The organism is Martelella lutilitoris (genome assembly GCF_005924265.1).
Taxonomy (GTDB): Bacteria; Pseudomonadota; Alphaproteobacteria; order Rhizobiales; family Rhizobiaceae; genus Martelella; species Martelella lutilitoris.
The window spans coordinates 74,486-88,583 of sequence record NZ_VCLB01000002.1 but is presented as its reverse complement, the minus strand read 5'-3'; the positions used below and the strand labels follow the sequence as shown (position 1 = coordinate 88,583).

Genomic DNA, 14,098 nt, shown 5'->3' with positions numbered 1-14,098 from the left:
CGTCATTCCTGTTCGGTTCCGGGTGGCCGGAGGGGCAAGGCGGAGCGCGCTTGCCATAAGGTACACTAACGGTATACAATTGTTATACATTGAATGATGCCGTGACAAGCCGGCACGCCACAAGGACCCCGGGCGCCCGCATGACCGATCCCCTTTCCGAACACCGCGAGACCTGCGTGGTCCTCGGCTATGGCCGCATCGGCCGCCGCGTGGCCCGAGCGCTCGCTGCCGGTGACAACGGCCCGGTCCTCGCCGGCGTCGTGGCGCGCGACGCTCAGGCGGTCGCCGCCGACCCCGCCGTCCGGGTCTTCGCCGACCTTGACGCAGCGCTCGCGACCGCACCGGATCTGATCGTCGAATGCGCCTCGCCCGCAACCCTCGCCGCCGCCGGTTCGGATATCCTGGTCGCAGGCGTCGATCTCGTGGCGCTCTCGCTCACCGCCTTTGCCGATCCGGCCGTCGAGGCACGGTTGCGCGAAGCCGCTGACGCGGGGCCGGGCCGACTTTCCATCCCATCGGGCGCTGCCGCCGCGCTGCCGCTGCTTCGCGTCGCACGCAAGGCCGGGATCGAAAAGGTCCGCTTTCGCCAGACCTACCTGCCCTCCCACTGGGCCAAGATCTCCGGCGAGACGGATGCGTTGCAGTTTACCGGGTCCTTCTTCGAAGGTTCGGTGCGCGCCGCGGCGTCCCGCTTTCCTTTCAATCTCAACGCCGCCGTCGGCGTTGCGCTGGCGGGGCTCGGCCTCGATGACACGACTATCGAGCTCGTCGGCGATCCCGCCATCGGCAATATGCGCTACGCGCTCGATATCGAAAGCCTCGGCGCGCCGATCCGGCTTGATATCGGCCCCTATCGCGACAGGCCATCGGAAGGTCCGGATCACACGGCCTATTCGATCCTCGCCATGCTTGCCGCCCGCAGCGATGCCATCATCTTTTAGGAGCCGCCATGCCCGTGCCGACAGAACTCGTTTTAAAGGCAAAGAATGTGGTCGAGAACCGGCAGGACGAGACGCTCGCGCTTCTCGGCGCGCTGATTGCGGACCAGAAGACCGGCGGCGGCAATGTCCAGAGCCGTCTTGCCGGCCGTTTCGCCGAAAGCGGCTGCAGGGTCGAGACCATCCGGTACCGCCCCGAAGACGTGAGCCTCGTCGATGAATTCGCCCACCCCTCCCTGCTCCCCGACCACGAGCAGACGGCGGTGGTCGCCCGCCTCGGCAATCCAGACGCCCAAACCCGGATCCTCGTCTTCGCCCATCCCGATGCCGAGACGGTGAATGCCCCTGAAAGCTGGTCGCGCGATCCCTTCACCCTCGACATCAGAGACGGGCGCATGCATGGCTGGGGCATTGCCGACGACCTCGCGGGCGTAGCCGCCATGGCGGCCCTTCCGGCCGTCCTCGAAGCAATCGCGCTGCCCTCCGATGTCGAGGTGATCTTCGCCTCGGCGCCCAGCAAGGCGCTCGCGCGCGGCACGGCGGCGCTTCTCTGCGATCACGGCGTTGACGCCGACGTCGCAGTCTATCTGCACCCGGCCGAATCCGGCGCGGGGCTTGGCGAGATCAAGGGGCTCTCTTCCGGCCATGTCGAATTTTCAGTCACTGTTGCCGGCCGCCAGCCGCCGACCACCGAGCCGCTGCAGACCGCACTTGCCCATCTCGGCATCGATCCGCTGGAGAAGGCCCAGTCTCTGATCGCGGCGCTCAGGCGCATGGACAGGGAGCGGGCAGAACGGATCCGCCACCCGGTTCTGGAACAGGCAGTGCAGCGCTCCACCAACCTGATGATTTCGCACATGGCGATGGGCAGACCGAAGGCTCTCGCGCGCTATCCGCAAGGCGCAATCTTTTCAGCCGCGCTTTCCTTTCCGCCGGGCGAAACGCTCGCCTCTGTCTGCGCCGAGATCGAGACAACGATCAAAGCGGCAGCTGAAGGCGATGAGTGGCTGGCGGTCCACGCGCCGGAACTGACCTTCCTGACCGGCGTCTCGCCGAGCGAGGTCGATCCCGATGCGCCGCTCTTTTCCGGACTTGCCGATTGCGTGGCCTCCGTCACCGGTGAGCGCCCCGCGCTCAATGCGCTTCATACCGGCAGCGATATCCGCAACCCCTTTGTCCAGAAGGCGATCCCCGCCGTCGGTTTCGGCGCGCTTTGCGGCAACCTCACCCAGAACGGTTTCTCCGACGAATGGGTCGACCGCAGCGAATTCCTCGACATGATCGCCGCAACGGCACTGTTCATCGCGACCTGGGCGGGGGCGTCCGCAACGAGGACCTGAGCAAATGAGCGCTGTTCCTGAAAACGATCTTCAGACTGCCGACGGGGACAGGATCTCCCTGCTTGCGCCAAAGACCAGAGAAAACCGGGCAGCACGCGCCTATGGGGAAATCGCGCGGCTGATCGAGCAGAAAGTGCTTCAAAGCGGCGAGGTCCTGGTCGAGCAGTCGCTCGCCGCCTATCTCGGCATTTCCCGCACGCCGGTGCGCCAGGCCTTGCAGCGCCTGGAGATCGAGGGCCTGCTGGTCAAGGCGAACAACAAGTCCTTCGTGGTGCGCAAGGTCGACCTGAAGGAGTATCTGCAGAGCCTGAGAGCGCGCGAGATCATCGAGTCCGAAGCTGCCGCCATGTGCGCCGGCCGCGTGCCGCAGGAGCGGCTAGCGGTCGCGCAAGCCATGACGGCGGCGCTGAAGGGCGATCAGGCCTATAGTCCCGAACAGCACTGGGCGGCCGACAAGGTCGTGCATGATCTGGTCACGGATTTCTGCGGCAATGAGGTTGTCGCCGGGATCATCCGTTCGCTGAGGGTCACGACCAAGCTGTTCGAGGTCGACCGGCTCGCTGAACGGCTGGAGCCCGATATCCGCCAGCACGAGGACATCCTGGGAAGGATCGAGAAGGGCGACGGGCCCGGCGCCAGGGAGGCCATGGCGCTCCACCTGCGTTCGCTCGTCCGCTTCGCCGTCGACAGGATCACCTGACCTGCTTCGGCGAAAGACAGGCGGCGCAGTTTCTCTCAGCGCCGCCTTGCAAAGTGTCAGGCGTTCCAGGCGATGGTCTTCTGGCTCTGTTCGCCGAGGCCTTCGATGCCGAGCGTCATCGTCTGGCCTTCCTTCAGATAGACCGGTTCCGGCTTGATGCCCATGCCGACGCCGGGCGGCGTGCCGGTGGTGATGATGTCGCCGGGCTGCAGGCTCATGAACTGCGACAGATAGCTGACGAGGTGCGAGACGCCGAAGATCATCGTCTTGGTCGAGCCGTCCTGATAACGATGTCCGTCAACCTCGAGCCACATGGCGAGGCTCTGCGGGTCTTCCACCTCATCACGCGTCACCAGCCAGGGACCGATCGGGCCGAAAGTGTCGGCGCTCTTGCCCTTCACCCACTGGCCGGATCGTTCGATCTGGAATTCGCGCTCGGACAGATCGTTGACGACGCAGTATCCGGCGACGTGGTCCATCGCATCGGCTTCATCCACATAGGATGCCTCCTTGCCGATAACGACGCCGAGCTCGACTTCCCAGTCGGTCTTCTTCGAGTTCCTCGGAATGCGGACATCGTCATTGGGGCCGATGATGGCGCTGGTCGCCTTCATGAACACGATCGGCTCCTTCGGAATGTCGGCGCCGGTTTCGGCCGCGTGGTCGGCATAGTTGAGCCCGATGCAGATGAATTTTCCGACCTTGCCGACGCAGGGACCGATCCGGCTCGACTGCGGCAGGACCGGCAGGCTGGAGATATCGGCAGCGGCAATGCGCGCCAGCCCGGCAGCCGTCAGCGCGTCGCCGGCAATGTCGACGACGACGGAGGAAATGTCGCGGTAAGTGCCATCGGAATGCAGGATGGCGGGCCGTTCGGCGCCCCTGGCGCCAAGGCGAAGCAGTTTCATGTCAATTCTCCCGTGTTACGACGCCCGGGGCGTCGGGTGTGCGTAGTTATGAAGCGTTTCCGGCTTCATCTCAATGGAAAAGCCCGGCATTTGCGGCGGCATATAGGCCGCGCCCTCAATCCGGCAGGGATCGACGAAATGCTCGTGCAGATGATCGACATATTCGATGACCCGGCCGTCCTTTGTGCCGGAGACGACCAGATAATCGATCATCGACAGATGCTGGACATATTCGCAAAGGCCGACGCCGCCGGCATGCGGCCAGACCGGCAGGCCGTATTTCGCCGCCATCACCAGAACCGAAAGCACCTCGTTCAGCCCGCCAATGCGGCAGGCATCGATCTGGACGATATCGATGGCGCCGCCGGCGATGAACTGCTTGAACAGGATGCGGTTCTGGCACATCTCGCCGGTCGCGACCTTGATCGGGACCACCGCCTCACGGATCTTCCTGTGGCCGGCGACGTCGTCGGGGCTGGTCGGCTCCTCGATGAAATAGGGCCGGAACGGCGCAAGCGCCCTCACCCAGTCGATCGCCTGGTCGACCTCCCAGACCTGATTGGCATCGATCATCAGCGTGCGATCCTCGCCGATCACCTCGCGCACGATCTTCAGCCGGGCGATGTCCTCGTCACGATCCTGCCCGACCTTCATCTTGATGAAGGTGAAGCCGCTGTCGACGGCCTCCTGCACCAGACGACGCAGCTTGTCGTGGCTGTAGCCGAGCCAGCCGGCGGACGTCGTATAGCAGGGATAGCCGTTCTTTTTCAGCTCAGCGATGCGTTCCGCCTTGCCGGCCTCGGCCTTGCGGAAAATCTCAAGCGCCTCGTCCGGCGTGATCGCGTCCGTCAGGTAGCGGAAATCGATAATAGAAACGAGTTGTTCCGGTGTCATTTCGGCGACAAGCTGCCAAACCGGCTTGCCTTCAGCCTTTGCCATCAGGTCCCAGACGGCGTTGACGACGGCGCCGGTCGCCAGATGCATCGCGCCCTTGTCCGGCCCGATCCAGCGCAACTGGCTGTCGCCGGTGACGTGACGCCAGAAACGGCCCGGGTTTTCGGCGATCCAGTCGAGCCTCAGCCCCTTCACGCGGTTTTCAAGCGCGGCGATCGCGGCACAGACCACTTCATTGCCCCGGCCGATGGTGAAGGTCAGGCCGTGGCCTTCAAATTCGCCATCCGTTTTCAGCGCGACATAGGCAGCGGAGTAATCGGGATCGGGGTTCATGGCATCCGAACCGTCAAGCTTGGCGGAGGTCGGGAAACGCAGGTCGTGGACGGACAGTCCGGTGATTTCGGTCATGGTCTGAACTTCGGTTGTTATCGGTGCGGATCAGCAGGTCCAGCCGCCGTCAATGGCGTAGGCCTGGCCGGTGGTATAGGTTGCGCCGGCAAGGTAGACGGCGAGATCGGCGATCTCCTCCGGCGCGCCAATGCGGCCGATCGGCTGGCGGGCGATGAAATCGGCGCGCGCCTTTTCATAATCGCCGGTCGCCTTCAGCCGTTCCTGCAGCGAGGGGCTGTCGACCGTGCCGGGGCAGATGGCGTTGCAGCGAATGCCCTTGGAGACAAAATCGGCGGCGACCGACTTGGTCAGGCCGAGAACGGCGGCCTTGGTGGTGGTGTAGGCAAAGCGGTTGGGAACGCCCTTCATGCTGGAGGCGACAGAGGACATGTTGATGATCGCCCCGTCGCCGCGCTCGAGCATGCCGGGCAGGAAGGCGCGGATGGTGCGCACCATGGCCTTGACGTTCAGGTCATAGGCAAGGTCGAGATCGCCTTCATTGCTCTCAAGAATCGAGCCGTTGTGGACGATGCCGGCGCAGTTGAACAGGATATCGATCTCGCCGATTTCCTGCGCGGCGATGGTGACCGCCTCATCCGACAGCACGTTCAGGACCCGTGTCGAAATGTTCTCGATGCCATCAAGCTCCTTCAGCTTCTCGGCGTTGACATCGGTAGCGATCACCTTCGCGCCGGCCCTGGCAAACGCCTTGGCCGATGCCGCGCCGATGCCTTGCGCAGCGGCGGTGATGAAACAGGTTTTTCCGGAAAGGTCGGTCATGATCGCTCCCTTGAACGTCAGTTGATTGTCTTTTGCGAGCCCTCTACGGCCATGCGGCCGATGGCTTCGAAATCCCATGCGATGCCGAGGCCCGGCGCGGAAGAGGGAATGGCGCGACCATCGCGAATGGTCATGCCCCCAAGCGTGATCGCATCGAGTTGGGGAATATATTCCACCCAGCGCGCATTGGGCACCGCCGCGCACAGCGAAACATGCAGTTCCATCAGGAAATGTGGCGCCACGGCGACGTTGAAGCATTCGGCCATATGCGCAACCTTGAGCCAGGGCGTGATGCCGCCGATGCGCCCGACATCAACCTGAATGACGGAACAGGCCCGCCGCTCCAGATATTCGCGGAAATGAAGCGCCGAATAAAGGCTTTCTCCGACGGCCACCGGCACGCTGGTGTGGCGTGAGAGCACCGAATGCCCCTCGATATCATCGGCGGGCAAAGGCTCTTCCAGCCAGCCGATATCGAGCCGCTCATAGGCGGCGGCCCGGCGCACGGCCTCGTCCAAGGCAAAGGCCTGATTGGCATCGGTGAAAATCTCGAAGGCCGGGCCGACAGCCTCGCGCACCGCAGAGATCCGCGCGACGTCTTCCGACAGCGGACGACCGACCTTGAGCTTGCAGCCGGAGAATCCGTTGGCCTTGGCCTCAATCGCATCGGCGACAAGCGCTTCGGTTTCCAGATGCAACCAGCCGCCTTCCGTCGTGTAAAGCGGTATTTCGTCCTTCGCCCCGCCGGCCAACCTGTGGAGCGGCAGGCCAAGTTTAACCGCCTTCAGGTCCCAGAGCGCTGTGTCGATGGCGGCAAGCGCGATCGCGGTGATCGCGCCGACCGTTGTGGCATGGGTCAGGAAGGAAAGATCACGCCAGATGCGCTCGATGTCATACGCCTCGCGACCGATGATCGCCGGCAGCAGCGTCTTCTCCAGAAGCGCCATCACCGAGGGCCCGCCCGTGCCGATCGTGTAGGAATAGCCGGTGCCGGTCACCCCGTCGGCATCGGTGAGGCGCACGATCGGGGTTTCCTGGGAAACGAAGGACTGGATCGCGTCGACGCGCGTTACCTTCGGCCTGAGGTCAACCATCACCAGCTCGGCGCGGACGATCTTTGCCATTGTCAGGCCCTCAGGCTCTTGCCGCTCTCGGCGTCGAAGACGTGGAGACGTTCGAGGTCGAGCGTGAAGGTCAACGTTTCGCCATCGTTCAGCGGGCGCGGGTCGAGCATCTTGGCCTGCACTTCCTTGCCGCCGAACTCGGTGAAGATGATGGTTTCGGTTCCGAGCGGTTCGGAAATGATGACCGGCGCCTCGACCGCGATCGAACGGTCTTCCGGATGCAGTGAATGGCCCTTGGGCGCAAAGGCATCCGGGCGGAAACCGACCACGACCTTCTGACCGTCGGAAAGCTTCGCGGCAATATCCTCCGGCAACGGCACGAGAGCCCCATCGTCAAGCCGCGCGGCACTTTTTTCCACCACGCCCTCAAGCTGGTTCATCGGCGGCGAGCCGATGAAGCCGGCAACGAAGGTGTTGGCCGGGTTCTCGAACACCTCCGTCGGGGTCCCGACCTGCTCCACATAGCCATCGCGCATGATCACGATCCGGTCGGCCAGCGTCATCGCCTCCACCTGATCGTGGGTGACGTAGATGACCGTTGTCTTGACCCGCTGATGCAGCTTCTTGATCTCGACGCGCATCTGGCCTCTGAGCTTGGCATCCAGATTGGAGAGCGGCTCGTCGAACAGGAAGACATCCGGATGGCGCACAATGGCGCGGCCCATGGCCACGCGCTGGCGCTGACCGCCGGAGAGATTGGCTGGCAGCCGGTCCATGAAGCTTTCGAGGCCGAGGATCGCGGCGGCCTCATCGACGCGCGGCTTGATATCCTCCGGCGTCATGCCGGCGATCTTCAGCCCGAAGCCGAGATTTTCGCGCACGGTCATATGCGGATAAAGCGCATAGGACTGGAACACCATGGAGATGTTGCGCGATCTGGGCGGCAGGGAATTGACGACGCGGTCGCCGATCTTCAGTTCGCCGCCGGAGATTTCCTCCAGACCGGCGATCATCCTGAGCGTCGTCGACTTGCCGCAGCCGGACGGACCGACGAGAACGACGAATTCGTTGTGCGCGACTTCAAGATCGATGCCGTGAACGACTTCCAGCGATCCGTAACGCTTGACGATTTTGGAAAGGTGCACTTCGGCCACGGGATTATCCTTTCACACCACCGAACGTCAGTCCGGCAATCAGATGCTTTTGTACGATGAAGGTGAGAACGAGCGCGGGAATGATGATCAGCACCGCCATGGCGCTCATCCCGGTCCAGTCAACGGTGAACTGGGCGGTGAAATCCATCAGCCCGACCGGCATGGTCTTCGACGCGGTGGTGCGCGTCAGCTGGCTTGCCAGCGCGAACTCGTTCCAGGCGGTGAGAAAGGCGAAGATGCCGGCAGACGCCAGCCCCGAACGGGCAAGCGGAAACTCGACCTTCCAGAAGGCCTGCCAGCGCGTGCAGCCGTCGATCTGCGCAGCCTCGGAAAGATCCGCCGGGATCTGCCGGAAGAAGCCGTCCGTCAGCCAGATCGTGAAGGGGATATTGATCGCCATATAGACCAGGATCAGGCCGAACTTGGTATCGATCAGCCCGATCTTGCTCCAGAGAATGAAGAGCGGCAGCGACAGCGCCACGCCGGGCACGGTGCGCGACAGCATGAAGGAGAGGAACAGCGCGCCCTTGCCCTTGAACCGATAGCGGGCGAATGCATAGCCGCCCATCATGCCGATCAGGATGGCGACAAAGGTGGAGGTGAGCGAGATCACCAGCGAGTTGATGAAATAGCTTGGAACCGGCAACCCCTGCTGGCGATCTGGCAGAAAGCCGAAAATGCCGAGAAAATTGTTGAGCGTCCACTGCTGTGGGATCCAGACCGGCGGCCGCGCCATGACCTCGACATTGGGCCGGAAAGCGGTCAGCACCACCCATGCGCCGGGCACGACGAGGATCATCATGGCGATGAACAGCGTGATCCTGAGCAGCCAGCGCTGCCAGGGCCTCTCGATGGTCATTGCGCTATTCATTGTGCGCCTCCCATGAACAGCCGCGATTTGGAGAGATTGCGGTAGAAGATGATGGTGAAGGCGATCGACAGCAGAATGGAGACGTAGCCCATGGCATTCGCCATGCCCATCTGCGCGTTCTGGTAGCCGGTGCGCGTCATCAGCGTCCAGATCAGTTCCGTGCGGCCCGCAGGCCCGCCATTGGTCATGATCTTCACCATGTCATAGGCGCGCGCGACGTCGAGCGAGCGGATGGTCATCGCAATCCAGATGAACGGCATCAGGAAGGGCAGCGTGATGTGACGAAAGACCTGGATGGCGTTGCAGCCGTCTACCTTGGCCGCTTCGATCGGCTCCTTCGGCATGGCCAGCAGGCCGGCCATCAGCAGGATGGCGAAGATCGAGGTCGACATCCACATCTCGGCGACGATGATGGAGAAATTGGCGAGCCAGCCATTGACCAGCCAAGGGATCGGTTTTTCGATCAGGTTCAGCGCGAACAGCGCATTGTTCACCAGGCCGACGGAATCGTTGAACAGGTATTTGAACTGGAAGCCGACAAGGATTGGCGAGAACATCATCGGGAACATCATGATGGTTCTAAGCGTCCGCTGGCCCCAAGTGATGCGGTTGACCAGGAGCGCGAGCCCCAGCCCCATGACCATTTCGAGATTGAGCGCAATGGTGATGAACACGACGGTGCGCCCGAAGGCCCACCAGAAATCGTCATTGCCCATCAGCCGCTCGTAATTGCGCAGGCCGACAAAGTTATAAAGCGTTTGGGGACGCACCAGATTATAGCTGGTGAAGCTCGTCCAGAACGACACGAGAAGCGGCACCAGCACGACCGCCAGAATGACGATGATGGCTGGCAGCAGCAGAAGATAGGGCGTCGCCTGCGGAGACCTGAAAAACTTCATGTCGCGCCTTCGAGAATTGAAAAGAATGGGAGGAGTGCCGGCACCGGGGCCGGTCAAATGCCGCCGGCCCGAAGGCCGGCGACGTCATGCCTTGGAAGGGAGCGGGATCAGTAGTAGCCCGCGTCTTCCATGATGTAGGTCGCTTCCTCGGCTGCATCGTCGAGGGCTTCCTGCGCCGTTTTCTCGCCGACGATGGCGGCCTGCAGCTCGGGCCACAGGACATTGGAGACCTGGATCCACTCCGGAATGAGCGGCGGCGTGCGGGCGTCGTCAAGCGAGCCCTTCCACACCGTGAACATCTCGGCGAGGTTTTCCTTGCCGTTTTCGTTGAACCACTTGACGACTTCGTCATAGGTCGCCGTGCGAGTCGGCAGATTGCCGGCCATGGCTTCCATCAGTTCGCTCTCGTCATTGGTCATGAACACGGCGAAGGAAACGCCGGCGTCCTTGTTGTCGCAATCCTGCGTGACCGAGAAGGAATGCGAGCCGGACCAGCCGCCGCGCTTGCCCGACGAACCGACGGGCGAGACCGCATAGCCGAGATCATCGGCGATCTTGGAGGCTTCCGGATCAGCGAAGAAGGCGGCCCAGCCCGGCCAGTCGAGGTCGACGGCAAGCTGACCGGCGGCCATGGCCTGGCCGATATCGTCCCAGGTGTAGTTGACCGTACCGGCAGGAACCGCGCCGGCCTCGTAGATGTCGATGAACCACTGCAGCGCTTCAACGCCGGCTTCGGAATTGAACACCGGCTTCATGTCCTCATCAAACATATCGCCGCCATTGGCGCGGAGAATTTCCATGAAGCGGCCCGACATGCCCTCGTCCTTGCCGGCAAAGGCCGTGCCGTAGAGGTTCGGCGGATCGGCGAAGAAGATCACCTGGTCGCGGAACTCGTCGAAGGTCTTCGGCGGCGCCAGTTCGGTGCCATACTTCTCTTTCCACGCGGCCTGGTTTGCCGGATCGGCATAAAGGCTCTTGCGATAATAGATGTTGGAAACGTCGGTAACGCGCGGCAGCTGCACCAGACGGCCATCGACGGTGGAAGCCTTCAGCGTGCCCTGGACATATTTGTCGAGCTCGGACTGGGGGATATGTTCGGCAAGGTCGATATAGAGATCGCCATATTGCGGGGCGAAGCTCGTATGGTTGGAGCCGACGCACCAGGAAATGCCACCGGCGGCAATGTCCTGCTTGATCTCGCGGTCAAGATCGAAGTGGTTCTTGGACGAAACGATCTCGACCTTGGCGCCCGTCATTTCTTCCCATTCAGGGATACGGGTATAGAGCTTCTCATACTGAGTGCCGCCGATCAGCTTCACCTTCAGCGTATAGTCCGGAAAGCTGCCATAGTCGAAATCATCGGCCTGGGCCGATGCGGCAAGGCCGCCGGCCGCGCAGCACGCAATGAGCGACGCCTTCAATAACTTCAGTCGCATATTTGTCCTCCTCAATTTCAAGTCCAGAAAAGACTTGATCCTCCATATTTGAAAAGTCTATTTGTATATAAGCATCATTTCGGCGAAGCCGTCAACGCCGCTCTTGATATTGGACAGGAACACCGGCAATTTCGCAGCAATTTCAGGGTGAAAAGGATCACCCGCCGCTTGAGGATCGACCATGGCAACAGATGAATCCGACCGTTACCGCGCTCCGGCGCTCGACAAGGGACTCGATATTTTCGAGCTGCTCGCGGAAACGGACGGTGCGCTCAGCCAGGCGGAGATCGCCAAGTCGCTCGAACGCACCCCGAACGAGATCTACCGCATGCTCGACCGGCTGGTGCGCCGCGAATATATCCGCCGCACCCCGGAGGACCGTTACGAAATCACGCTGAAAATGTTCGAACTGGTCCATGCCCGCCCGCCGCTGCGGCGGCTCGTGAACCAGGCGATGCCGTTGCTTCAGCAGGTCGCGCAGGAATCGGGCCAGTCGTGCCACCTCGTGGTCTTCGACCGCAACGCCGCCGTGGTCGTCGCCCAGGTGGATGCGCCGAGCTACTGGTCTCTCGCCGTACGCGTCGGCACCCAGCTCAAGCTGACCTCGACCGGTTCCGGTCTCGTCTTCCTGGCTTTCTCCTCGCCTGAGAACCGGGCGCTGATGCTGAAGGGCGCGGGCGAGACGATGTCGCCGCAGGTCGAGGCATTGCTCGAAACCATTCGCAGGGACGGCTACACGATGATGCCGTCGGAACAGATCGCCGGCGTCACCAACCTGTCGGCTCCTGTCATCGGCCCGCTCGGCTCGGTGATGGCGGTCGTCACCTCTCCCTATACCGAGCGGCTCGACCGCGAAGGCCGCGAGGACCGCGCCCATACGCTGGAACTGGTGCGCGCGGCCGCCGCCAGCCTGTCGAAGGGACGGCCGGAGGACTGACATCAAGCCCGCCCGCCCCGATAAGGTTGGGCGAACCGAGGCAGACACGCCCGCCCGCGGGCCAAGGGAGGACCAAATGCGCATCATCGATACCCATCTCCACCTCGTCTACAAGGACCGCTTTTCCTATCCCTGGCTGAAGGAGGCCCCGGCCCTTGACCGCCAGGCAACGGCGGAAGACTACTTCGCCCGTGCCGAAAAGCTCGGCATCGAAAAGGCGCTGCACATGGAGGTCGATGTCGCGGAGAACGACATGGAGGCCGAGAGCGCCTTCATCGTCGGCGCACATGAGAGAATTGCCGGCGCGATTGCCGCCGGCCGGCCGGAAAGCCCGGACTTTCCCGCCTATCTGGAGCGCATCGCCGCGATCGACGGGGTCAAGGGCCTGCGTCGCGTGCTGCACATCATGCCCGACGAACTCTCGCAGTCGGAGATTTTCGTCGAGAATATCCGTCGGCTTGCCGCCCATGACATGACATTCGATCTCTGCGTGCTGGCCCGCCAGCTTCCGCTCGCCATAGACCTGGCGCGGAAATGTCCGGAAGTGCAGTTCGTGCTCGACCATTGCGGCGTGCCGGACATCGAGAATGACGGACTGGACCCCTGGCGCGATCATATCGGCGAGATCGCGAAACTTGCCAATGTGACGGCGAAAATCTCCGGCGTCATTGCCTATGGCGGCGCGGACTGGAGCGTCGAAAGCCTGCGCCCCTATGTCGGCCATGTGCTCGACACCTTCACTTTCGACCGCGTCGTCTGGGGCTCGGATTTCCCGGTCTGCACGCTGTTTGCAAGCCTTGAGGACTGGGTGGCGGCCTCGAAGGAACTGGTCGCCGATGCCAGCACGGACGAGCAGAAGAAACTGTTCAGCGTCAATGCGGAAAAGGTCTACCGGCTTTAGAGGGCATGGACGCCACTTCATCTTATTTTGCTGAAACAGGGAGGAACCCATGCAGCGCATCGGAATGGTGATCAAACTCAACGCCGACAAGATTGACGAATACAAGCGTCTGCACGCCAATGTCTGGCCGGACGTGCTGGACATGATCAAGACGTGCAATATCCAGAACTACACGATCTTTCTGCGCGAGCCGGAAAACCTGCTGTTTTCCTATTATGAATATACCGGCAACGACTATAAGGCGGACGTGGCGAAGATGGCCGCCGATCCGAAGACGCAGGAATGGTGGTCGGTCTGCATGCCCTGCCAGAAACCGCTCGACACCGCCAAGGACGGCGAATGGTGGATCGAAATGGAAGACGTTTTCCATCTCGCCTGAGGCGGCAACGCCCTGGTCCGTTCCAAGCGGCAGCCAACCGTCGCATCGCCGCATCGGAAGCGGTGGCGGCTGAGGCGAAGACATCAAGAAACTGAGGCCCTTGCCGGAGCGGACCTCAGATCTTCTTCACGAACTCCGATTTCAGCTTCATGGCGCCGAAACCGTCTATCTTGCAGTCGATATTGTGATCACCTTCCACAAGACGGATGTTTTTCACCTTGGTGCCGACCTTCAGAACCTGACTTGAACCCTTGAGCTTCAGGTCCTTGATGACGGTGACCGTATCGCCATCGGCCAGTCGATTGCCATTGGCGTCCTTGAATTCCGGTTCGCCGCTCATGTCCGCCCCAGGCGACCATTCATTGCCGCATTCAGGGCACATCAACAGCGCGCCGTCTTCATAGGTGTAAACCGACTGACATTTGGGACAGGGTGGCAATTCGCTCATGATCATCCTCTTAATCGTTGGCGCTGCGACGAGCAGGATTGGCGCCACGAAGACTGCAC

15 protein-coding genes are annotated in these 14,098 nt (G+C 62.1%); 6 read left to right on the top strand and 9 right to left on the bottom strand.

Annotated elements, in window-relative coordinates:
- The first annotated feature begins 140 nt into the window (after positions 1 to 140).
- From FF124_RS03250 to FF124_RS03240, 3 genes are read left to right on the top strand one after another with little or no spacing between them, the layout of a single operon-like run.
- Positions 141 to 941 (top strand): aspartate dehydrogenase domain-containing protein, encoded by an 801-nt coding sequence (locus FF124_RS03250; protein ID WP_138747059.1) that lies wholly within the window; start codon positions 141 to 143, stop codon positions 939 to 941.
- 8 nt (positions 942 to 949) lie between these two features.
- A complete protein-coding gene (locus FF124_RS03245) occupies positions 950 to 2,278 on the top strand; it encodes a M20 family metallopeptidase (RefSeq protein WP_138747058.1) in 1,329 nt (442 codons plus the stop codon).
- A gap of 4 nt (positions 2,279 to 2,282) precedes the next feature.
- Entirely contained in the window at positions 2,283 to 2,978 is a 696-nt protein-coding gene (locus FF124_RS03240) for a GntR family transcriptional regulator (RefSeq protein WP_138747057.1), read from the top strand.
- 56 nt (positions 2,979 to 3,034) lie between these two features.
- On the opposite strand, the gene FF124_RS03235 is transcribed toward FF124_RS03240, so the two are convergent.
- The 8 genes from FF124_RS03235 to FF124_RS03200 form a co-directional block, all read right to left on the bottom strand.
- Entirely contained in the window at positions 3,035 to 3,886 is an 852-nt protein-coding gene (locus FF124_RS03235; RefSeq protein ID WP_138747056.1) for a fumarylacetoacetate hydrolase family protein, read from the bottom strand.
- A gap of 15 nt (positions 3,887 to 3,901) precedes the next feature.
- Entirely contained in the window at positions 3,902 to 5,188 is a 1,287-nt protein-coding gene (locus FF124_RS03230) for an L-fuconate dehydratase (protein ID WP_138747055.1), read from the bottom strand.
- A 30-nt stretch (positions 5,189 to 5,218) separates the two neighbouring features.
- Positions 5,219 to 5,950, bottom strand: coding sequence for an SDR family oxidoreductase (locus FF124_RS03225; protein WP_138747054.1), 732 nt, complete (start codon positions 5,948 to 5,950; stop codon positions 5,219 to 5,221).
- A gap of 17 nt (positions 5,951 to 5,967) precedes the next feature.
- Positions 5,968 to 7,074 carry a mandelate racemase/muconate lactonizing enzyme family protein gene (locus FF124_RS03220; RefSeq protein WP_138747053.1) on the bottom strand — a complete coding sequence of 369 codons (1,107 nt, stop codon included), beginning with the start codon at positions 7,072 to 7,074 and terminating at the stop codon, positions 5,968 to 5,970.
- A gap of 2 nt (positions 7,075 to 7,076) precedes the next feature.
- Entirely contained in the window at positions 7,077 to 8,168 is a 1,092-nt protein-coding gene (locus tag FF124_RS03215) for an ABC transporter ATP-binding protein (protein ID WP_138747052.1), read from the bottom strand.
- Positions 8,169 to 8,172: 4 nt separating this feature from the next.
- Positions 8,173 to 9,039: a carbohydrate ABC transporter permease gene (locus tag FF124_RS03210; protein WP_246072161.1), complete on the bottom strand. Its 867-nt coding sequence runs from the start codon at positions 9,037 to 9,039 to the stop codon at positions 8,173 to 8,175.
- Complete coding sequence (locus tag FF124_RS03205) at positions 9,036 to 9,938, bottom strand: carbohydrate ABC transporter permease (RefSeq protein ID WP_138747051.1); 903 nt, start codon at positions 9,936 to 9,938, stop codon at positions 9,036 to 9,038. Before FF124_RS03205 ends, FF124_RS03210 begins: the two co-directional genes overlap by 4 nt.
- 107 nt (positions 9,939 to 10,045) lie before the next feature.
- On the bottom strand, positions 10,046 to 11,368 hold the full coding sequence (locus FF124_RS03200) for a type 2 periplasmic-binding domain-containing protein (RefSeq protein ID WP_138747394.1): 1,323 nt from the start codon (positions 11,366 to 11,368) through the stop codon (positions 10,046 to 10,048).
- Between the two features lie 187 nt (positions 11,369 to 11,555).
- On the opposite strand from FF124_RS03200, the gene FF124_RS03195 reads away from it, so the two are divergent.
- The 3 genes from FF124_RS03195 (at position 11,556) to FF124_RS03185 (ending at position 13,591) form a co-directional block, all read left to right on the top strand.
- Positions 11,556 to 12,311: an IclR family transcriptional regulator gene (locus FF124_RS03195; RefSeq protein ID WP_138747050.1), complete on the top strand. Its 756-nt coding sequence runs from the start codon at positions 11,556 to 11,558 to the stop codon at positions 12,309 to 12,311.
- 76 nt (positions 12,312 to 12,387) lie between these two features.
- Complete coding sequence (locus tag FF124_RS03190; RefSeq protein WP_138747049.1) at positions 12,388 to 13,212, top strand: amidohydrolase family protein; 825 nt, start codon at positions 12,388 to 12,390, stop codon at positions 13,210 to 13,212.
- Between the two features lie 49 nt (positions 13,213 to 13,261).
- Positions 13,262 to 13,591, top strand: coding sequence for an L-rhamnose mutarotase (locus FF124_RS03185; RefSeq protein WP_138747048.1), 330 nt, complete (start codon positions 13,262 to 13,264; stop codon positions 13,589 to 13,591).
- Between the two features lie 115 nt (positions 13,592 to 13,706).
- On the opposite strand, the gene FF124_RS03180 is transcribed toward FF124_RS03185, so the two are convergent.
- Positions 13,707 to 14,039 (bottom strand): zinc ribbon domain-containing protein YjdM, encoded by a 333-nt coding sequence (locus FF124_RS03180; protein WP_138747047.1) that lies wholly within the window; start codon positions 14,037 to 14,039, stop codon positions 13,707 to 13,709.
- Positions 14,040 to 14,098: the final 59 nt, after the last annotated feature.